Source organism: Lysinibacillus sp. Ag94 (assembly GCF_023242215.1).
Lineage (GTDB): Bacteria > Bacillota > Bacilli > Bacillales_A > Planococcaceae > Lysinibacillus.
This window is the reverse complement of the sequence record NZ_CP096780.1, coordinates 2,091,329-2,110,975: the sequence shown is the minus strand read 5'-3', so window position 1 is coordinate 2,110,975 and position 19,647 is coordinate 2,091,329. Positions and strand designations below refer to the sequence as shown.

The window sequence follows — 19,647 nt, the reverse complement described above, 5'->3', positions numbered from 1 at the left end:
TTTTATCGCTTAATTTTTTCAGTTTATCGCCCAACTTTTTCATTTTATCGAACATTTTTTCAAATTTATCGACATCTTACGCTCCTACAAACAACACTGCTTGTCCGATTGCAATAAAAAATGCTTCATGCTGTATCGGGCTGTTGTCTTCAATTTGCAACGTAATCTCGAAATGAGTTTCGCAAAAGACAGCCTGCCAGCGTGCAATTGGTTGATCATCAAGAGAAAATACGGACCAGTCCTCCATTTCCTTGTTGAGTTTTATTGTTTGGATGCCGTCTGTGATGATTAAATCAGGGATCATAATTTGCCAGCCATCATAGGCAATCATATACTCTTTGCCAGTGACGAAATCCTTCCCAATAAAATGCACTCGACCACGACGCGACATCTTTTTACATGTGAAAAGAGGCTGTCCAGTGACATCACTAACATCAAAACGTACAAAATAGCGATAGTCCATCGTGCGGTCAAATGCCTTTTTCAGTCCATTCGAATAAACACGTTGAACAGTCGTCGATACTTCCCCCGCTTCATTTAAAATGGCTACTGATTCTGTTGACTCAATGGCCGCTGGTTGTTTGTATGTATAAATCTTCAATCCGTTCGCTCCTTCATTCAGTTGCTTTCTATAAACTAACATAAAATAAGCGCCAAATACAAAGGTTGTATTTGACGCCTTTAATGTTTATTTAGTTTGCTTAGGTACTTCGACTGTGAATGGTTGGAACTTCACTTCTTTTAGTGATGACTTATCGAATGGTATTTTTGTTTCTATGCCATCCTTATCCATTTGTACACCGCCCCCGTCTGAAGGAAGCATTAAATATGGAGTAATCGTTAATTTTTGAACATCGTTTGAAATCGGGTCAAAAGACTTGATGCTGCTAAAGTTCCATACACCATTTTCGAAATGACCTTCTCCTCCACCAGAATGCGAAGTAATCTCCTTGCCATTCTGATCGGTAATACGGAATTCTATAAACGATGCACCTACTTGTGAATTATCAATTGTCCCCTTTTCAGAGGCTTTATAGTCAAGTGCTATACCTGATGGGCTTAATGAAATTTTGCTCACATCAAGTTGAATGCCCTCTGCTTGTTGCTGATGATTAACTGGCACATCAATAATATTCGTAATCTTTTTAACAGGAACTGTAAATTCCCATTTCTCCCCTTCTTTCCCTTCTAACATTAAGCCCATTTCAAAGGAATCCGGCATCTTTCCCATCACAGCAAATCTTGCAAGACCTGTATGAACCGTTGGGCTTATTACCTTTTCATTAAAGCTTCCAGATGCCACTTCAGGATTTTTACCATTAATAGTAAAGTCCAGTCCTGCCCCAAAGTAATCCTTACTTAATGCCTTTTCAGAATCAGCTGTAAATCCTACTGTAATATTAGAATCATCATAAAGAACTTCATTTATCGTTACAGAAATACCATTAATTGTATGGTTTTCTCCAATAGTGCTTGTTAATCCTTGTTCACTAGCTTGTTTAAGCCCAGGTAAGCCTGAGTTACTGAATACCGACCCGACAATTGGTAGCTGTGATAATGTGCTCGCGAAAGTTGGCGATACATACGCGGCAGAACCTACCATAATACTAAATGCGGCTGCCGCACTTGCTACATACAATAATGGTTTTCGTTTGCTTTTTCTTCTAATTTGTACAGGTGTTTGAGTCATATTTTTTTGCTCCTCTGCTTGTTTTATGCCATTGGCAATCGCTGCTCGTACCTCATCTCTTGGGAATTCCGGAAGGGTACTGTTTTCATTAAATGGCTTTTTCATTAAACGTTGCACTCCTTTCTAATTCTCGTTTTAATTGTTTTTTTCCACGATGCAAATACGTTTTAATAGTGCTAACTGGCTTTTCCATTACCTCTGAAATTTCTTTAATCGGCAAATCATGATAATAAAATAAAATGATGGCCATTTGCTGAGAATGATTCAAAAGCTGTATAGCATCCGATAAATCAATTGGATTCGCCATAACATTTTCTTGCTCCTGTAAACGATGTAATAATTCACTTTCTTCATAAGGAATGATTTTCTGCCTTTTTTTTAGCAAACGATAGCATTCATGTATTAAAATCCGAAACAGCCATGTGGAGAAAAATTCCGGATGCTTTAGTTGGTGGACGGTTAGATAAGCTTTACAGGCTGCTTCTTGAATAGCGTCCAGTGCATCCTCTTTTTGGCCAACATAAGAAAGCGCAGTATAAAATAATTTTTCTTCCTCTAAAATGAGTAACTGCTCAAACGCTTCCTTATTTCCTGTTATAGCCTGTTTAACGATCGATAAGTCATGTTCCATGCTGTTTCCTCCTTTCAATACTTAGAGTAATTAACCCAATCAAAAGGTTTCACTTTGAAAAAATTCTTTTTATAAACTACTATCCAAGAGAGCGAGAATCACTGATTGAACGCGAAACATCGCTGATAACAGAGTCATAATCGCTGATAGAAAATTGAACATCGCTGATAAAAGAGCCATCATCGCTGATTGAACGCGGAACATCGCTGATAAGAGAGCCAATACCGCTGATAGAAATCGAACATCGCTGATAAAAGAGCCATCATCGCTGATTGAACGCGGAACATCGCTGATAAGAGAGCCATCATCGCTGATAGAAAACGGAACACCGCTGATAAGAGAGCCATCATCGCTGATAGAAAACGGAACATCGTTGGTTTTGGCTCTTCTTTCCATAACTTTCGCTCTTCTATTCACGATTCTGATTGTTCTATCCACGGTTTTGGCTCTTCTTTCCACGACTTTTACTCTTCTATCTATGACTTTGATTCTTCCATCCACGATTCTAACTCTTCTATCCACGACTTTGATTCTTCTATCCACGATTCTAGTTGTTCTATCCACGATTTTGGCTCTTCTATCCACGATTCTGATTGTTCTATCCATGACTTTAGCTCTTCTATCTATGACTTTGATTCTTCCATCCACGATTCTAACTCTTCTATCCACGACTTTGATTTTTCTATCCACGATTCTAGTTGTTCTATCCACGATTTTGATTCTTCCATCGTACACTTTACCGTTCTATCCATTACTTTTGTCATCTAGCCGTCACCTATGTTTCTACAAAAAAAGTAGACTACTCACTTAAAGTAGCCTACTAAACTTTTCTTTATTTCTCCAATTTGAAAGTAATGTCGCCTAATCCGATTTCTGAATTGACTTCGATTTTTACATCTGATTTGTCATATGCTTCATTTACATAAACCCCTTCTCCTTTTGAAATGAGGCCTTCAATATTTGATGTGCCGATGCCTTTTTCTGTCGTAAGCTTTACCCCAACTTTTGACGGTAAAGTGACAGTAGTGCTCCCAACACCTGTTTCAATATTCGTTTCGAAGCTTTTTTTCCAATCGCCGCCTAAATTTACTTTAAGATCGCCAACACCCGTGTTAATATCTAATTTTTCAAGCTGCAACCCTTGTAGATCTATTTCTGCATCCGATGCTCCCGTTTCGATTGAGAGATCCATTGGAATATCTTCATTTAGTTTAATATCCCATATATTTTTTATTTTCCCTAAACGCACGTTAGTCGAGCCCTTATGATCAATCGATATTTTTCCTGTCTTGCCACGTAGGTCATATTTTACTTTTGGAGCCAGTTTATCAATATTGTATTGAGCAGTACCTTCAATCCAATCCTTAGCACCTTTTTCTACTGTTATTTCTCCAATTCCAAGCTCTAATTCTACATCTAACTTTTCTGCTTTATCCTTTTCAACTAAGATCGTTTCATCTTTGGTTTTACCTGGTACGACTGAGTTGCACCCCGATAGCGCAATTAATGAGGCGCCTATTACCAAACCAAGTCCCATAAATTTTTTCAATGTAATTTCCTCCCGCTATATGATATTCCAATAAATTCATTATATAGGAATTTTCATTTATAAAAACGACCCTCCGCTTTAAAATCTTCTAAGACCTAAGACGTAGTGTGCACCCCTTCCATGGATCTCAAAAACCCCGTATGAAAACATCATATTCATACGGGGTAGCTGTTAATAGGTGAAAATACGTGAATCATTATAAAGAATAGAAGTATTTCCTTCGTGATCCAATGCATGTATCACCAATTGAGAAGTAGCTATTTCTGAATTTAGAGGCACTGATATTAATTGCGCATCATTGGAATCAACTGCTTTCTCAATGCGCTCGGTCCCAGTGTCTATTATTACTTTTTCAATGTTATGATCGTTAAGTAATGGAATAACAAGATAGTGAATGTCTTTCAAATAAATAGAATCCATAGTATCTTCTTCGCTCTGTATATAATGATCCAATGCATAGCCTTTGCCATCATGCTTGAAAATTGCAATACCTTGAAAGCGATTCTCTGAAAAATAACCCATTCTATACTGTTGTATCGTTATTGTACCATTCATTTTAACAGTATCCGGATGAAAAGGTCCAATTTTTACAGTATTTCGAATTTCTTCTTCATTTTGTACGTAAACGCGATAGCCAATTCGTTCAGACATATTCCCCAAAATGGCAATTATAATGATGATACTTAGTAGTGCTCGCCAAAACCATTTTTTCACGAGAGCAAATAATGTAAAAATAAACAAGAAGACTGTACTAACTAACCCTACTACCATCCATGGTCGTGTTAAGGCGCTATAGTCTTTCACCTTTCCAGACTTTTCTGGATAAAGATGTGAATCGATAATTGCCGACGTCGTGGATTGGATATCATGTTGAAAAAGCATCATCTTTAAGCCAATGATCAGACAAGCTGATACGACTGCTGTTACGATAATTGGCATTAACGGTGTTCGTTTCTTCGTTTTTTGATTGATTTTTTGAAATGTTTTTTCATGATTTTCATGCGAGAAGTTACCTTCTTTATACATTTCGTTGATGGCATTACGAATCCGATCCATATTCAAACCCCTCCTCTAATAGCGTGATGCCCACCATTTGACGCGCTCGCCTTAATCGTGTTTTGACCGTATTTTCTGGTAGCTTTAGCAATTCTGCAACGTCTTTTAAGGAAAACTCTGCAAAGTGAAATAGTAGTAGTACATCTTTGTATTTCGTCGGAAGTTTCTCAATCGATGCCACTAGCAATGCATCCGTCTCTCCCATCAATACTTCCTTTTCAGGATTATTGGAAAGGCTCTTGAATTTGCTCCAATAATCAATAACTTGTATTTTTTTATAACGCCAGCTTGAAAGATAACTGTGACAATTGTTAATCGCAATTCGATATAAATATGTTTTGATGGATGCTTCTTCACGAAATTGCTCCATTTTTTCATAGTATTTAACAAATGTGTCTTGTACCAAATCTTCAGCTACTGTCCAATCTTTAACATATGTAAAGCATACACGTAATAAATAATCCCCGTACATTGTCATGGCTCTAGATAAGTGAGCGTCCTTTTGTTCTTTTAACATCTGCTCGCCCCCTTTACTTTTACAAAAACATTTACAGTTAGACTGATGAACAATGAAAAAGTTTCATGGAAAAATCAAATTTCTCCATGAAACTTATATGTTAAAAGTTATCATTTCCTTCCACTAAAGCTTGTAAGTTAGCGAGAGAAGCCTCGTAGCCCTTCGTATTAAAAGTGACCTTGGTGCCATTTTTTTCTTCCTCTAAGACAATAGCGATCAGCGTTTCTTCTATACCTAAGTAAAACGAAAACTCTCGATTTGGCGTTACATGTTTAATCGTTAACACCATCGGTAATTTTTCCGCAAGCTGATTTTGTTCATTCGGCATAATCGTGAATATTATCTCTTCTCCTACCGCTAATTTTGGGATTTCCCAAGTTGAATCAGGAGCGTACCATTGCGTCAGCAGCTGTTCTTCTGTGACAGCCCGCCAAACTGTTGCAATACTTGCATCAATCCAAATCGAGCTTTTTTCTTGATCCATCATCGCATTCCTCCATTTGCTAAAATAGGCTTTTTCTATAACTTTATCCTATTATAGGAATAAATAACAGTTGCAATTTTAATTCTTTGTTTGCTACGCTTTTCTGAATTAACCCAAAATAAAAAGCGTGTTTGACAATTGCTTGTTGAAAACACACTCTTTAAGGACATTTCTTATGTTCTACGCATATAAGCACGAACGGTTAGTGGTGCAAAAATGATGACAACAATTGCAGCACCAATAAGTGAAGCTGATAAATCCCAGCCTATAGCTCCCGAATTTGTAAGTTCTCTGACGGCTGTGACGAGATGTGAAATCGGATTAATTTTCACAAACCACTGTAGGAAATTTGGCAAAGTCTCTGCCGGAACAAAAGCATTAGAAAGAAATGTCAGTGGAAATAGCACTAGCATGGAAATTCCTTGTACACTCGAAGCTGTACGTGCAATGACACCAAAGAAGGCAAAGATCCAGCTAATAGCCCAGGCACAGACAATAACTAAAAGTCCCGCAAGTACAACGTGACCCAATCCCCCTTCTGGTCGATACCCCATGATATATCCCATAGTAAAAGTAAGGACAGTTGCAATTGTATAACGAATCGTATCTGCCAATAGGGCTCCTGCCAGTGGAGCAATACGTGCAATAGGTAATGATTTAAATCGATCAAACACCCCTTTATCCATATCTTCCCGTAATTGGACTCCTGTAACGATTGAGGTAGTGATGACCGTTTGCACGAGAATTCCTGGAATGATGACTGGCAAATAGTTTTGCACATTGCCCGAAATGGCTCCCCCAAAAATATAGGTGAACATGAGGGTGAAAATAATCGGTTGAAGCGTTACATCAAATAATTGCTCTGGTGTACGTCGAATTTTTAATACGCCTCGATAGGCCATCGTTAACGAATTTTTTAAAGATTGATTGAAGCTCGGCTTCTTTAGCAATTGACTTTTCATACTCTTTCCCCCTCTACTTGCTCAGAGCATTTGATTTCTTGGGGAACATTTTCATCAGTAATGGTCAAAAACACTTCATCTAAGGTCGGTTTTTGTACACTAAACTCGTCAAGCTGAATTCCTTTTTGACGAAGTGCGATTAGTAAATCAGTAACAGCGTCAACATTTGCCATCGGGGCCGTAATCTTCCCAATGTCCTGTGTAACTGTTGTTTTTACTTTGAGTATTTGTTCGATGGTTTCACAGGCAACTATAGTTTCCTGATGATTTCGAATATTCAAATGTAAAGATGATGTACCTACAGATGCTTTTAGCTCATCGACTGTGCCCTCCGCAACAACCCGGCCATGATCAATAACGGCAAGTCGATCTGCCAGTTCATCAACCTCTTGCAAATACTGTGTCGTTAATAGGACGGTTGAACCTGTATCTACTAAACGGCGGATCGTATCCCACATTTGATTACGTGTTCGTGGGTCTAAGCCTGTAGTCGGCTCATCTAAGAAAATCAATGGTGGCTGTGCGATCAAACTAGCAGCCAAGTCCAAGCGACGGCGCATACCGCCAGAGAAATTTTTCAATGGACGTTTAGCGGCTTCAGATAAACCGAACTCTTCCAGTAATTCAGCTGCTTTATTCCGGGCCTCTTTACGTCCCAATCCTAACAAACGAGAGAAGATAATCAAATTTTCCGTTGCACTAAGTGACTCATCAACCGAAGCATACTGACCAGTGACCCCAATTAATTGACGTACAATGTGAGGCTCTTTCACTATGTCATAACCGAATATTCGCGCCGTCCCAGCATCTGCTCGTAGTAGGGTTGCTAGCATTCTGATAGTGGTAGTCTTCCCTGCTCCGTTAGGACCAAGTACACCATAGATAGTGCCAGCACGTACGTTTAGATCGACACCATCAACAGCACGATTTTCTCCAAAATGTTTCATAAGACCATGTGCTTCAATGGCCCACTCACTATTCGCTAGCGAGCTTTTCGTTCTACTCATTATATTTCCTCCTTCGCTTATTTCCATCGTTTCATTTTTCTTGAAACAGATGAAAATCACTTTTCTAAGTTTTTATAGATGTTGTCTATAAACGGATGATACAACAAATATATGAACTGAATGTGAACCGAATTTGGGTTTATTATTTTTACAATTCTACAACGTTTTTGAACTAATCTTCGTATTTTGGGTCACCCTATATAAGTTCATTGCACCGAGAGCAACAAATATCGCTACAATGTCCAATGCCAATTGATAGCTTGAAAAAAAAGTGACGATGAATCCAAATAACGAAGGGGCAATTACAATAAAAAACTGATTCAACGTCAATGCTGCACTTACAGTGAGACCAACATAATGTGGATTCGATTGCTCTGTTACACAAGCGATAAACAATGAATACCAGCCAAGTGCTACGAAGCCCAATAAGAAACAACCTAAGGGCATCAACATTTTCGCATGTAGCATAAGTGGCAATAGGACGATAAGAATAACTGCACTAGCCATTACGATCATTAATAACAATTCCCGCTTCTGCGCAAAAAATTGATCACTCATCCACGCAATGGCTACCCTTCCTATCATTCCACCGATTAATACAAGGCTTAAATATTGCCCCGCCGCTGTTAAGGAATAACCGCCTTCTTCATGTAAATAGCTCATAAAATGAGCAACGAGTATCATTTGTAAGGTCATCATCACAATTCCAACAATATAGATTGGATATAAATTTTTATTATTTTTAATAGCTTCGAGCTTTTCTTTAAAAGTGACAGAGGTTGCAGCTACTGCTACTCGATTTTTAGGCTCCTGATAAATCAATAAAAAAAGTAGTCCCCCAGCAATAGCTACTATGCCTTGCACAAGATGTACCGATGTTAGGCTATGGTGATAGTACATATATGTGAGAATGGCTGATGCTAAAGCTCCACCGATTGGAATGCCTGTTTGTCGAATGCCAATAGCTAGACCACGATGTTTGTCTGGAAACCATTTCACAATTGCAGTGCTGCCTCCTGTTTGTGCACTTCCATACCATATGCCCACAATTAATAATAAAAATAACAACACTGCATAATTATTGACCAACATAAGAAGTAGCGCTGAAAATCCTAGTAAAATGGAGCCCCACCCTATAATTTGTTTTTCCCCTCGTTTATCCATTAAATAACCGAACAAAATCATCGAAAAAATTGGCCCAATATTAACAGCAGAAACGATAAAACCAGTTTGAAGCGAGGATAATCCCCATTCAATTTGATAAAATGTGGCAATTGGCCCCATGCCGTAAGTTACAAAAGTTGCCGCAGTTTGAGACAGTGTAGCTACTAATACAATGATCCATTTATAATATGTATTCATAAAATTCCCTCCAATGCTGTTTCACTAATTCATTGACTTTACGTATTTGAGTTTACGCTTCCTCAATGAATGCGTAAAATGGAGGAAAATGATAGTAGCTATCAAAAAATTTTATAGGTGTGTGACTTCCAACATGAACATAGAAGAAATAGCATTAAAGATCGAAATTTTAGAGAGGCAAAATCTAAGTAAATCCGCTGAAATGACAAATTATACGCAATCTGCCTTAACCTCTAAAGTAAAGAAAATGGAGGCGGAAATTGGTCAGGAGGTGTTTAAACGTACACCGCAGGGGCTGAAGATTACAAATGTAGGGACACAATATTTAAAATTTCTAAAGCTTATGACACAGGAGTACGATGACTTTTTACAAGAGATTGGTTCTGGGCAAATGAAGTCCAAAATTATCCTTGGTACTTCCCATACAACGATTAAAATTTATGGCGCATCCATAATGAATGCATTGCAGACAAATAATATTCCTTTAGATGTAGATTTCACTGTGGAATCTAGCACTTCCTTGAATGAAAAAATACATAATGCCGAAATGGATTGTGCACTGACGAGTAATCCTATAAAACACTACCCTGATGTAAATTATGACATGATTGCATCAGAAACATTTGAAGTCATTTCGAACGATTCACATATTATTGATTTTGTGAAACGTTCGCCTGTCACACTTCTTGTGTTAAGTAGAGGCTGTATGTATACACGGGCGATGGCAGAGTGGTTAAAAATAAATCAAGTTCCATTTACGATGAAGGAAATAAAATCGGTCAGTAGTATCCTTGATTTCCTCCAAATAGACAATACAATTGCTGTATTAAATACAAAACTAATTGACCTTTATAACTATTCCAACATTCACTATTATGATTTGCCGAAGTTAAATAAAGTGATCGAGACTGTCTTTATTTACAAGAAGAGCGAGCGTCAACAATCTGCTATTTTTCAATTAAAACATGTGATTGAATCATTGTTGTTGGAAGACCCGATCGAACGAAGCTAGTTCGATAGGGTCTAAATTAATTTATCGGAATGATTTTATGAATTGTCGGAACAATTTTAGGATTTATCGGAACAATTCAAAGATTTGTCGCTCTAATTTTTAGGTTTATCGCCCACTTCCTAACAAAATCAAAGAACAGCTAATCCTTGTGATCCAAAATAATGAATCGTAAATACGGAGACCGTTCCCTGATTTCCGTTAAGGGTGTAAAAATGCTGTCCATCTTTACTCAAACCAACATCCATTGGCAGTCCTGGAGTTGTTCCTATCGGTGTACTAGTAAGCTGTCCAATTGTTGCAGTAACACCTAGCTTTTTTCGATGTAATAAAAAAACGCGGCAAGTGAAAAAGCCGCTATTTTTAGGTTGAAATAGAAAAACAAAATGATGTCCCTTCTTCGTTTGAATGGTGTGAATAGCTTACTTGAAGAATTCTAGCGATATCATCAATGATCTGCAAACCTAGACCCCCACTAACACGATTTTGTTCAAAGCCAATACCGTTATCCATTATGAAAATCTGATTATCTTTCATTGTTATCTCAAGCTTTGTAGCTTTTGAATGCTTCAAAGTGTTTTGGAACACATTATCGAACATTCGTTGTAACCATAGTTCATTACTTGTCCATGTTACATGGCTATCTTCTGGATGATAGATTAGTTCGATGTTGTGCATTCTATACAAATAGCTCCACTTTTTTAGCATCGTTTCTAACAATGTTGTGAGTTGCACTTCTTCCGTTACGATATACGAATTTTCAAGTGTGTCTAACGACTGCAAATTAAATTCATTCGTTAAGCTAGAGATATATTGAATTTGCTCATTCAAGGATTCGACCAATTTAGGTTGTTCCTTATAGTATTCTTCTAGATAAAATAATTGTAAGCGGATCGCTGTTAACGGTGTATTTATGTCGTGCCTTAGCTTTTGCAGTAGCTCTTTTTGTAGTTCCTGCTGTTGTTTAAGCTCTAATTCCCGATAAGTAGTTCGCTCAATTAGTATATTCACCGCTTGAATTAACTCTCCTATTTCATCCTCACTGCCAACCTCTAATGTACTCGGTGTGCTTTCATGACTCGCTAAGTCACGAATTGTTTTGTTTAGCATATTAATTTTCGTCAGCAATGAATTGATCGATTTCGAAAAGAAAAATGCTAGCAAACATAAGGATAGGAAGAATACAATCAGCATCGTTGGATAGGCGAAAGATTCATGGAATGGAGTGCCTTTATTTCTAGTTTTAAAAGCGAATTCGTAAAGAATAGACATCGACACACTAATCCCTAATAAGACGATTGGGACACTAACTATGGCCGTAAATAATAATAATCGATATTTTGTTTTTAATGTCATTTCTTTATGTAGGTATTTAATCGATACCCTTCTCCGTAAATATTTTGTAGGATGGTACCTGATGAATCATGAATTTTCGTTCTGATCTTTTTAATGTGAACATTGATGATATTTTGATTTCGATCTTCAAGTGGCCATAAATAGTCAAAAAAATGATCCTTCGTTAACACCCTATCCTTGTTGTCAACTAAATAAAAGAAGATCTTACGTTCGATTGCTGTTAATGAAATTTCATCATGTATATTATTTTTATATAATTTACGATGCTCGATATCAATCAAGAGATGTTGGATTTGCGTGAATGTTCCATATTGCTGCTCTAGCATTTTCTGCATTCTTAAAAGGAGCTCTCTCGGATCAAATGGTTTTGTCATATAGTCTTCCCCTACGGTTAACCCTTGAAGCTTGCTCTCTATATCATTACGCGCTGAAAGAAAAATAATGGGGATATTTAAGCCTAGGCTTTTAATGTTCTTTGTCAGCTGGTAGCCATCTTCTCCCGGAAGCATAATGTCCATTATGACTAAATCAATTTGATAGATTATAGTCGTAATTTCTCGTCCATCGGTTTTCCATACAACGTCGTAACCTTCACGTTGTAGTATTTTTTGCATCAAATCACCAATCATTTGGTCGTCTTCTACTATTAAAATCTTAAATCCTTTCATTACCTCTACCTTTCTTTGCTGCCAACTTTTGTCTCCATAAATTCTATCGCAAGATTATAAATCTCATCAGGCTTATATAAATAAATACTATGAGTACCACTTAATGCTTTCACTTCCGCTATGTTAATTTGCTCGGCAAATTCCGCACATTTCTGGCTATGGTACTTCGTAAAATTTGAATCTTTATTTTGTTCAGCAATAGCATCAATTATTATTATCGGTGTGTCTTTTGGTTTCGGAAGCGCTTCTGATTTTAAACTATTTTCGTACACATGCAATAGCTCATTTTTCATATCATCATTAAAAACCTGTTTATAGGATAGTGCCTTATATATTTCTTTTTCTTCCGCTGATAAAAATGATTGCTTCATTACTTCTGGATTATATACTTGCGAAGGTGTTAATCGATGTACGCCTAATTTCGTTAGTAAATTCATTCCCTTAACAGTCCATAAATCGATTACTCCCATTTTATGCTCCACATATTGACTTGGCAAACCTATATCAAGTGCAATAATTCCCTTAATTTCTTCCGGATATTTTTGAGCCCAATAAATAGCTTCAACACCTGAAATGGAATGCGGTACTAATATATAAGGTGGTTTATTTCCACTTTTTTGGAGCGCTTCTCTCGTCTGTGCTAATAGTGTATCAATATCTCGTTCATCCTTCGAGACATCGCTGTACCCATAGCCCGCTCTTTCAATTACAGCAATCTTATGTCCTCGAGAAAATTTACTGTACAGCCCTTTCATTTCATAAATCGGTGCCGCAACTCCTGAGCCTGCCATAAACACATAAGTTTCCTGACCATCCCCCTCAGTGTAAACATTGATTTTTTGATGATCGACCTCAACAAGTGTTCCGTTAGTATCTAAAAGTTTCGATTCCTTACTAAGCTGATAGCGATCATAGCTAAAGATCGCCATTAGTCCAATAAGTATAACTGCGATAAAGTAGATAGCTATTTTTTTAACTATTTTTCTCATGTAATTCCCCTTTCAGTTGATACTGTAACAATAAACAATAAAAATAAATATCTAATTAATTTTTGGCAGAAAATAAAAAAACTGTCTAATAAGCTTTTACATACTTAATAGACAGCCTTCTCTATGTTATTCCACTTGTTCCAGCAAAAGTTTTTGCTGGAGATTACTATAAATACCTTGTTTTTGCATGAGCTGCTCGTGATTGCCCCGCTCAACAACTTCACCTTGTTGAATAACAAGAATTTGGTCGGCATTTTCGATTGTTTTTAGACGGTGTGCAATAACAAAGCTTGTGCGCCCCTGCATTAAATGCTGGAGACCTTTTTGGATATCAACCTCTGTTTGCGTATCCACACTAGATGTAGCTTCATCTAAAATCAAAATATCCGAATTTTCTAAAATTTCCCGGGCAATAGCCAATAATTGTCGTTGACCTTGACTTAAGTTTGCCCCACCTGCTTGTACAGGTGTATCATATTGTGCCGGTAAATATTTAATAAAATTATGGGCATTCGCGATTTTCGCCGCTTCTTCCACCTCTTCATCTGTAGCATCAAGTTTACCGAAACGAATATTTTCACGAATCGTTCCAGAAAATAAATACGTATCCTGCAAGACAACACCCACTCGTTGACGGATCGTTGCCATTTTATAATCTTCAATATTATGACCATCAATCAAAATTTCCCCTGCATCGACATCATAAAAACGAGTTAACAAATTGATAATCGTCGTTTTCCCTGATCCGGTTGGGCCAACAAGTGCAATCGTTTCACCAGCCTTGGCATGGAAGCTAATATTTTTCAGTACTGGCTTCTCTGGCACATAACTGAAGGATACATGTTGGAATGACACATCCCCTTTTAAACTTTGACAATCAAGGGCCTGTTTTTTATCAGCTACTTCCGATCGTTCATCTAAAATTTCGAAAACTCGTTCCGCCCCAGCAATTGCTGACTGGAATGTATTCAAAAGGTTAGATAGCTGATTCAGTGGACGGAAAAATTGACGTGTATACGTGACAAATGCGGCAATAACCCCAACCGAAACAATGCCCTTTACCGATAAAAATGCTCCTGTGCCAATAACAACAGTTAAACCTAAGTTATTCATAAAGTTATTAATTGGGCCTAGTAAACCAGAAGTAATTTCTGCTCGTTGCGCCGAGTTACGGAGATTTTCGTTCTGTTTATGGAACGTTTCAATTGTTTGTTGTTCTGTTCCAAAAAGCGTCACAACCTCCGCCCCCGTAATCATTTCCTCAATAGTACCGTTCAGCTTCCCTAAATCATGTTGACGTGCCGTATAGTTTTTACTACTACGTTTAATAATCTGCTTCGTCGTAAAAACAATTAGAGGAATAATAATCAGCGTAACGATCGCTAGCTGCCAGCTAAGCGAGAACATAGCAATACTAACACCGATTACCGTTAGCACCGACGATACGATTTGTGTCACGCTTTGTGCTAGTGCCGTATTTAAATTATCAATATCATTTGTTACACGGCTCATTAAATCACCGAGTGCTCGCTGATCAAAAAATCTCAGTGTTAATGTTTGTAGCTTTTTAAATAGTTCTAGTCGCAATGCTCGAATTGTTTTCATCGCCACATGAATCATGACATATGTTTGTAGCCACGTAAAAATAGACGCTGCAGTATAAATAACTGCTAGCACAATACCTAGACGAATCGTACCAGCAATGTCCATTTTCATAATATATTCATCAACGATATGTCCGATTAAGTACGGCCCTGCTAAACTTAACAATGTAGAAGCTACTACAAAAAAGATAGAGAAATAAAGTCCTATTTTTTGTTGCTTCACATATTGCCATACACGATTAATCGTTGCTTTTTGATTTTTCGCCTTTTCAGTTGGACCAGCCATACGTGGTCCACGTCCGAAATTCATTTGCTTTGGTTGACTTTTACTCATTGTTGTACACCAGCCTTTTGCTGGGAAGCGTAAATTGCTTGGTACGGTTTATTATTCTGCAATAACTGTTGATGTGTACCTTCACCTACAATTTCGCCGTCCTCTACTACAAGAATTAGGTCCGCCTGTTGAATAGAAGCAATTTTAGACGCTACGATAAACGTCGTTGTATCTTTATATTGATTACCAATAGCTTGTTGGATATGTTTTTCAGAGGCGCTATCAAGAGCAGATGTTGTATCGTCCAACACTAAAATAGCTGGTTGTCTTACGAGTGCACGCGTTAACGCTAATCGCTGCTTTTGACCGCCAGAGAGATTGGTTGCCCCCTGTGAAAGCTCATATGCTAAGCCTTTATCCAGCCGGTCCACAAATTCAGTGGCACATGCTGCATCAAGAGCTTGCTGTAATTCCTCTGACGTTGCATCCTCTTTTCCAAGACGAATATTATTGTCAATTGCACCTGAGAACAGTAATGCTTTTTGAGAGGTAAAGCCGATATGTTTACGTAAAGTTGATATTGCATAATCTTTTAGCGGCTTTCCATCCAAGTGAATTTCTCCACCAGTCGGGTCAAATAAACGTGGTAATAGTTTCACTAATGTTGATTTTCCACTACCTGTTTTGCCGATAAGACCTACCATTTGCCCCGCTTTTACTGAAAATGTAATATTTTTCAGCACATCCTCCGCAGATTCATAATAACGATAGCTCACATTGTGAAAGTCAATCGCCCCTTGAATTGGCGAGGTAAGTGGATTTTCTGCTTCCTTTACTGCTACTTCTTTATTTAAAACATCCACGATACGCTCTCCTGAAGGAATAGCTCGTGCAATTTGCATTAGCACCATGCTAGAAGTCATCAATCCATTTAAAATAATCGTTAAATAGTTAATAAATGCGAGGATAACCCCAACCTGTAATGTACCGGCTTCTACTTTAATTGCACCAAGCCAAAGTGCTGCTACAATTGCTAGATTGACAACGAACATTGTAAACGGCACAAGTACACCAACAATTTGCTCTGCTGTAATAAAGCGCTTCGTCAGCGTATCATTTAGCCCGCTAAATTGTTCAATCTGTTGCGTTTCACGACGGAACGCCTTCACAACACGAATCCCCGCTAAATTTTCCTGAAGCTTCGTATTCACACCATCAATCGCTTCCTGCACTCTGCGGTATAGGACACCTGAGTACTTTGTGAAAAAGTACATCGCCATAATTAATATCGGTACAATAATAAGAAGTATAGAAAATAGCTCGCGTGCTGTCACAAAAACAATAATGACCGCTCCAATAAATAATAGAGGACCACGAACAAAAATACGCAATGTCATCATAAACGCACGCTGAACACTTTCCACATCACTCGTTAAAATCGTAATGAGCTTCCCTGTTGTAAAAGCGTCACGTTCCTTTGCCGAATACGTCATCATTTTTTCATACAGTGCTTGACGAACATCCGATGCAAAATGGATCGCTGCCTTTGAACTATAATAGGAGCAACCTATCCCTCCAACAAGTCCAAATACCGCACTCATTAGCATCCAAATGAACATTTTTAGCACATATGGATTGTCGCTATTAGCAATACCTGTATCGATCATATGCTGCATAATAGTCGGCTGTAGTAAATCCATCGTTACCTCTAGTACCATTAATAATGGCGCGATCAAGGTAAAAAATTTATAGGGTCCTAAAAACCCTCCTAACTGTTTTATTGCCTGCATTCTTTCGTCTCCGTTCTTTTCTTTCACACCTTAATTATAACTGAAAATCATTCTCAAGTGGTACTTAATTTTTCGAGTCTCGTAATATTCGAGACTCGATTGTTAATTTATGTAGGTTTTGGTCACTGTCGTAATTGTTCAGGCTATCACCTAATGAACATTTCCATTTATCAATATATTGAATTAAAGGAAGATTAGGACCAATGTTCATTTACCTATGCTAAAATGAAAGTTAGGATGAAGTAAATATTACCAATAATGTTATAAATCATAAGGGGGGACGAGAAATAGTGTTTCCAATCTTTTATTCCATTGCTATGCTTATCATTTTGCCTGCTAGCTTTATCATTTCATTATGGAAAGCTCCTTTTAAAAGTAAACTGGAATGGTTGTTGGACTTATTGGTGACGACAGCACTAATCGTTTGGCTATTTCAAGCAGGAAACTGGAGTTGGGTCGGCTATTATGTTCGATTTCTTTGGTTGGCGCTCTTAATTGTCACAATCATTTATTCTTGGAAAAAGGTAAGTAATTTACCGTTTACAATAAAATATTCAGTAAATCAAAAGTTTTCAATTGGTATTTATATTATCCTTATTTTGATTTTTGGTACGTATAATGCTTTGGTCTTAAAAAGCTATACAGTAGCCGAAAAAGGAATTGAGCTATCTTTCCCACTTAAAAATGGCACCTATTATGTCGGACAGGGTGGTAATCAAGTATTAATGAACTATCATCAAGCCTATCCAGGTCAAAAATACGCATTAGACATTTTAAAATTAAATACTTTTGGAACCCGTGCAAGTGGACTATATCCAGAAGAATTAAAAAACTATCAAATTTACGCAGATATTTTGTATAGTCCTTGTAACGGAAAAGTAGTCGACATCCAAAATGCTTTACCCGATCTGCCCCCTCCTAAATCTAATCCAGAAAACCCAGCGGGAAATCATGTCGCCCTAGCATGTGAGAACTATGATGCTACCATTATTTTAGCCCATATGCAAAAAGGAAGCGTGGCAGTGGCAAAAGGAGAAAAAGTAACAACGGGCCAAATACTTGGAAAAGTAGGAAACTCGGGCAATACAAGTGAACCACATTTACACATTCACGCCGAAAAGGATGGGAAAGGTGTACCGATAACATTTAATGATCGATTTTTAGTGCGAAATAGTTTAGTACGATAATCTTTAAAAAATGGTTAAATTCTCAAAAGAGGGTGGATAACGATTGTCTGAAAAAAATCAAACAAACAATAGTTCTGTCATTTCTTTAACGGTTGGAATTCTATCATTGCTAATACCTTTTATTGGTTTAATCTTAGGCATTATAGGAATAATATTTTCAAGTAAGGCTGTTAAAGAAATTCATACAACTAATGCAGGTAGTAGAGGATTAGCAACTGCAGGTTTAATTTGTAGTATAATAGGGGTTATTTTACAAATCCTTGCGATTTTGGGGTATATAGCTTTTTTCTCAATGACGGTGGTTAAATATTAACAGCTAAATAGAGCGTAATTTGCGCTCTTTTTTAATCTGAGGGAACTCGTTTGTTTGACCCGAGCAATTTTTTTCTTTTACGTAAGTGTCTCCCCCTGTCTCACAAAAAAATCCACCTCCATGTTTTTTCAACACGGAGGTGGACTTGGCATTACAAATCATCAAAGCCGTTATCTTCTACATTAACCTTTACATACTGGCGAGAACGCTGCTCGAAGAAATCTGTTTTCCCTAAATCAACATCCTCATACGCTTTAATCCACTTTAATGGATTTTTGCGATAGCCTTCAAATGGACGCTCCACACCAAGCTGATTACAGCGTACATTGGCATAGAAATGGACATAATCATGCACATCTTCTACATCGAGGCCTTCCACTTTATCGCCAATCACTTCATTGGCCCAATCAATTTCTAGCTGAACAGCTTCACGGAAGATCTCTTGTACACGAGCTGCTCGTAAAGGTGTATCGTATTCAGGATATTCCTCTAATAGCTCCTGATAAATCTTCACAAATAAATCGACATGTAGCTGTTCATCACGATTAATATAATTAATCATCGTTGACGTAGCCACCATTTTTTGATTGCGTGCTAAATGATAGAAGAACGCGAAGCCAGAATAGAAGAATAACCCTTCTAAAATGACATCATATACAATCGCTTCTAGCATATTTTCAACAGATGGCTCCTCGGAAAATGCATGGTAGCCTTTAATGACGAAGTCGTTGCGTCGCTCTAGCACAGGCTCTGTACGCCAAAAATCAAACGTACGATCCTGCTCATCTTTGTTCACTATACTTGATAGCACATAGGAATAAGAGTGATTATGGATTACCTCTTGTTGCGCTAAAATAATCATTAATGCATTTAAGCTTGAATCTGTTAAATAATCCGCTACTTTTCCGGCAAAATCAGTTTGTACACTGTCTAAAAGTGCTAGTAAGCCAATGATTTTTAAAAAGGATTCTTGTTCATCTGCTGATAATCCTGGAAACTGTTTGACATCGTTGCTCATATTAATTTCAAACGGTGTCCAGAAGTTACCTAGCATTTTTTTATACTTTGGATATGCCCAGCTAAAACGGACATCATCCCAGTTTAAAATGTTAGAAGAACGTCCGTTGACAATACCTGTTGAACGGTTCGGTGCATCCTTGTCCATAATTTGTCGTTTTGTAATAGTTGTCATTGTTATT

General features: G+C 37.6%; 21 protein-coding genes and 1 pseudogene. 3 read left to right on the top strand and 19 right to left on the bottom strand.

Annotation, left to right across the window (positions count from 1 at the left end; all coding sequences use genetic code 11):
* Nucleotides 1-76: 76 nt before the first annotated feature.
* From MY533_RS09635 to MY533_RS09580, 12 genes are all read right to left on the bottom strand, one after another.
* Nucleotides 77-601, bottom strand: coding sequence for a tubby C-terminal domain-like protein (locus MY533_RS09635; RefSeq protein ID WP_248718936.1), 525 nt, complete (start codon nucleotides 599-601; stop codon nucleotides 77-79).
* An 87-nt stretch (nucleotides 602-688) separates the two neighbouring features.
* Entirely contained in the window at nucleotides 689-1,795 is a 1,107-nt protein-coding gene (locus MY533_RS09630; RefSeq protein WP_248718935.1) for a DUF4179 domain-containing protein, read from the bottom strand.
* Nucleotides 1,779-2,321 carry a sigma-70 family RNA polymerase sigma factor gene (locus MY533_RS09625; RefSeq protein WP_248718934.1) on the bottom strand — a complete coding sequence of 181 codons (543 nt, stop codon included), beginning with the start codon at nucleotides 2,319-2,321 and terminating at the stop codon, nucleotides 1,779-1,781. Before MY533_RS09625 ends, MY533_RS09630 begins: the two co-directional genes overlap by 17 nt.
* A 69-nt stretch (nucleotides 2,322-2,390) precedes the next feature.
* The gene (locus MY533_RS09620; protein WP_248718933.1) at nucleotides 2,391-2,927 is read right to left on the bottom strand and encodes a hypothetical protein; all 537 of its coding nucleotides are present in this window, start codon (nucleotides 2,925-2,927) and stop codon (nucleotides 2,391-2,393) included.
* Nucleotides 2,928-2,944: 17 nt separating this feature from the next.
* Entirely contained in the window at nucleotides 2,945-3,085 is a 141-nt protein-coding gene (locus tag MY533_RS09615; RefSeq protein WP_248718932.1) for a hypothetical protein, read from the bottom strand.
* A 68-nt stretch (nucleotides 3,086-3,153) separates the two neighbouring features.
* Nucleotides 3,154-3,870, bottom strand: a complete 717-nt coding sequence (locus tag MY533_RS09610) for a toast rack family protein (protein WP_248718931.1) — start codon at nucleotides 3,868-3,870, stop codon at nucleotides 3,154-3,156.
* 171 nt (nucleotides 3,871-4,041) lie between these two features.
* Nucleotides 4,042-4,926 (bottom strand): hypothetical protein, encoded by an 885-nt coding sequence (locus MY533_RS09605; RefSeq protein ID WP_248718930.1) that lies wholly within the window; start codon nucleotides 4,924-4,926, stop codon nucleotides 4,042-4,044.
* Nucleotides 4,910-5,443, bottom strand: coding sequence for a sigma-70 family RNA polymerase sigma factor (locus tag MY533_RS09600; protein ID WP_248718929.1), 534 nt, complete (start codon nucleotides 5,441-5,443; stop codon nucleotides 4,910-4,912). Before MY533_RS09600 ends, MY533_RS09605 begins: the two co-directional genes overlap by 17 nt.
* Nucleotides 5,444-5,543: 100 nt before the next feature.
* Nucleotides 5,544-5,930 (bottom strand): SRPBCC family protein, encoded by a 387-nt coding sequence (locus MY533_RS09595; RefSeq protein ID WP_248718928.1) that lies wholly within the window; start codon nucleotides 5,928-5,930, stop codon nucleotides 5,544-5,546.
* Between the two features lie 170 nt (nucleotides 5,931-6,100).
* Entirely contained in the window at nucleotides 6,101-6,889 is a 789-nt protein-coding gene (locus tag MY533_RS09590) for an ABC transporter permease (protein WP_248718927.1), read from the bottom strand.
* Nucleotides 6,886-7,896, bottom strand: coding sequence for an ATP-binding cassette domain-containing protein (locus MY533_RS09585; protein ID WP_248718926.1), 1,011 nt, complete (start codon nucleotides 7,894-7,896; stop codon nucleotides 6,886-6,888). The genes MY533_RS09590 and MY533_RS09585 overlap by 4 nt, the downstream gene beginning before the upstream one ends.
* Nucleotides 7,897-8,052: 156 nt before the next feature.
* Nucleotides 8,053-9,273 (bottom strand): MFS transporter, encoded by a 1,221-nt coding sequence (locus MY533_RS09580; protein ID WP_337993598.1) that lies wholly within the window; start codon nucleotides 9,271-9,273, stop codon nucleotides 8,053-8,055.
* 118 nt (nucleotides 9,274-9,391) lie between these two features.
* Here MY533_RS09580 and MY533_RS09575 point away from each other — a divergent pair, with 118 nt between their 5' ends.
* Nucleotides 9,392-10,270 (top strand): LysR family transcriptional regulator, encoded by an 879-nt coding sequence (locus MY533_RS09575; protein WP_248718925.1) that lies wholly within the window; start codon nucleotides 9,392-9,394, stop codon nucleotides 10,268-10,270.
* Between the two features lie 128 nt (nucleotides 10,271-10,398).
* On the opposite strand, the pseudogene MY533_RS22285 reads toward MY533_RS09575, so the two are convergent.
* From MY533_RS22285 to MY533_RS09550, 6 genes and pseudogenes are all read right to left on the bottom strand, one after another.
* Nucleotides 10,399-10,578, bottom strand: a pseudogene (locus MY533_RS22285) (3-carboxymuconate cyclase); the annotation flags it as partial.
* A 52-nt stretch (nucleotides 10,579-10,630) separates the two neighbouring features.
* Nucleotides 10,631-11,623, bottom strand: a complete 993-nt coding sequence (locus tag MY533_RS09570; RefSeq protein WP_248718924.1) for a sensor histidine kinase — start codon at nucleotides 11,621-11,623, stop codon at nucleotides 10,631-10,633.
* Complete coding sequence (locus tag MY533_RS09565) at nucleotides 11,620-12,291, bottom strand: response regulator transcription factor (protein ID WP_248718923.1); 672 nt, start codon at nucleotides 12,289-12,291, stop codon at nucleotides 11,620-11,622. The genes MY533_RS09570 and MY533_RS09565 overlap by 4 nt, the downstream gene beginning before the upstream one ends.
* 5 nt (nucleotides 12,292-12,296) lie before the next feature.
* Nucleotides 12,297-13,280 carry an alpha/beta fold hydrolase gene (locus MY533_RS09560; protein ID WP_248718922.1) on the bottom strand — a complete coding sequence of 328 codons (984 nt, stop codon included), beginning with the start codon at nucleotides 13,278-13,280 and terminating at the stop codon, nucleotides 12,297-12,299.
* 126 nt (nucleotides 13,281-13,406) lie between these two features.
* A complete protein-coding gene (locus MY533_RS09555; protein ID WP_248718921.1) occupies nucleotides 13,407-15,218 on the bottom strand; it encodes an ABC transporter ATP-binding protein in 1,812 nt (603 codons plus the stop codon).
* Complete coding sequence (locus tag MY533_RS09550; protein ID WP_248718920.1) at nucleotides 15,215-16,948, bottom strand: ABC transporter ATP-binding protein; 1,734 nt, start codon at nucleotides 16,946-16,948, stop codon at nucleotides 15,215-15,217. Before MY533_RS09550 ends, MY533_RS09555 begins: the two co-directional genes overlap by 4 nt.
* A 290-nt stretch (nucleotides 16,949-17,238) precedes the next feature.
* On the opposite strand from MY533_RS09550, the gene MY533_RS09545 reads away from it, so the two are divergent.
* Complete coding sequence (locus MY533_RS09545; protein ID WP_248718919.1) at nucleotides 17,239-18,135, top strand: M23 family metallopeptidase; 897 nt, start codon at nucleotides 17,239-17,241, stop codon at nucleotides 18,133-18,135.
* A gap of 43 nt (nucleotides 18,136-18,178) precedes the next feature.
* Nucleotides 18,179-18,448, top strand: coding sequence for a DUF4190 domain-containing protein (locus tag MY533_RS09540; RefSeq protein WP_248718918.1), 270 nt, complete (start codon nucleotides 18,179-18,181; stop codon nucleotides 18,446-18,448).
* Between the two features lie 151 nt (nucleotides 18,449-18,599).
* On the opposite strand, the gene MY533_RS09535 is transcribed toward MY533_RS09540, so the two are convergent.
* Nucleotides 18,600-19,640, bottom strand: coding sequence for a ribonucleotide-diphosphate reductase subunit beta (locus MY533_RS09535; RefSeq protein ID WP_248718917.1), 1,041 nt, complete (start codon nucleotides 19,638-19,640; stop codon nucleotides 18,600-18,602).
* Between the last annotated feature and the right edge of the window lie 7 nt (nucleotides 19,641-19,647).

Excerpts from the sequence above, each read along its gene's own strand:
- MY533_RS09630 (WP_248718935.1), bottom strand. The coding sequence starts at position 1,795 with ATGAAAAAGCCATTTAATGAAAACAGTACCCTTCCGGAATTCCCAAGA.
- MY533_RS09625 (WP_248718934.1), bottom strand. The coding sequence starts at position 2,321 with ATGGAACATGACTTATCGATCGTTAAACAGGCTATAACAGGAAATAAG.
- MY533_RS09620 (WP_248718933.1), bottom strand. The coding sequence starts at position 2,927 with ATGGATAGAACAATCAGAATCGTGGATAGAAGAGCCAAAATCGTGGAT.
- MY533_RS09615 (WP_248718932.1), bottom strand. The coding sequence starts at position 3,085 with ATGACAAAAGTAATGGATAGAACGGTAAAGTGTACGATGGAAGAATCA.
- MY533_RS09605 (WP_248718930.1), bottom strand. The coding sequence starts at position 4,926 with ATGGATCGGATTCGTAATGCCATCAACGAAATGTATAAAGAAGGTAAC.
- MY533_RS09600 (WP_248718929.1), bottom strand. The coding sequence starts at position 5,443 with ATGTTAAAAGAACAAAAGGACGCTCACTTATCTAGAGCCATGACAATG.
- MY533_RS09595 (WP_248718928.1), bottom strand. The coding sequence starts at position 5,930 with ATGATGGATCAAGAAAAAAGCTCGATTTGGATTGATGCAAGTATTGCA.
- MY533_RS09590 (WP_248718927.1), bottom strand. The coding sequence starts at position 6,889 with ATGAAAAGTCAATTGCTAAAGAAGCCGAGCTTCAATCAATCTTTAAAA.
- MY533_RS09585 (WP_248718926.1), bottom strand. The coding sequence starts at position 7,896 with ATGAGTAGAACGAAAAGCTCGCTAGCGAATAGTGAGTGGGCCATTGAA.
- MY533_RS09575 (WP_248718925.1), top strand. The coding sequence starts at position 9,392 with ATGAACATAGAAGAAATAGCATTAAAGATCGAAATTTTAGAGAGGCAA.
- MY533_RS09570 (WP_248718924.1), bottom strand. The coding sequence starts at position 11,623 with ATGACATTAAAAACAAAATATCGATTATTATTATTTACGGCCATAGTT.
- MY533_RS09565 (WP_248718923.1), bottom strand. The coding sequence starts at position 12,291 with ATGAAAGGATTTAAGATTTTAATAGTAGAAGACGACCAAATGATTGGT.
- MY533_RS09560 (WP_248718922.1), bottom strand. The coding sequence starts at position 13,280 with ATGAGAAAAATAGTTAAAAAAATAGCTATCTACTTTATCGCAGTTATA.
- MY533_RS09555 (WP_248718921.1), bottom strand. The coding sequence starts at position 15,218 with ATGAGTAAAAGTCAACCAAAGCAAATGAATTTCGGACGTGGACCACGT.
- MY533_RS09550 (WP_248718920.1), bottom strand. The coding sequence starts at position 16,948 with ATGCAGGCAATAAAACAGTTAGGAGGGTTTTTAGGACCCTATAAATTT.
- MY533_RS09535 (WP_248718917.1), bottom strand. The coding sequence starts at position 19,640 with ATGACAACTATTACAAAACGACAAATTATGGACAAGGATGCACCGAAC.